This is a genomic window from Shewanella sp. SR43-4, from assembly GCF_014163845.1.
GTDB classification, from domain to species: domain Bacteria; phylum Pseudomonadota; class Gammaproteobacteria; order Enterobacterales; family Shewanellaceae; genus Shewanella; species Shewanella vesiculosa.
In genome coordinates, this window is the sequence record NZ_JACJEB010000067.1 from 1 (window position 1) to 252 (window position 252).

Genomic DNA, 252 nt, shown 5'->3' on the forward strand with positions numbered 1-252 from the left:
CTGTAGGTCACTGGCGTGCCTTCTGGATCGATGGCATTGACGGTGCCAATCACAGTGCTGTCGCTGCTGTTTTCAAAATACGTAAAGTTGTAGCTGGTTTCGCCCACGGGTGGGGTGAACTCAGGGTCTTCATTGACATCAAGCTCAGTGAGGGTGACGTTAATGTTGGTGGTGTTGACGCCATCTGAGGCGCCGACGACTAAATTGTGCACGTTCGCCAGGGCTTCAAAGTCATTGGCGACGGCGGCCACG

1 protein-coding gene is annotated in these 252 nt (G+C 54.4%); it reads right to left on the bottom strand.

Translation table 11 applies throughout. The annotated features are described in order from the left end of the window. On the bottom strand, positions 1-212 hold a 212-nt coding region (locus H5123_RS20430), incomplete at its 3' end, for a hypothetical protein (protein WP_182699101.1). Positions 213-252 lie beyond the last annotated feature (40 nt).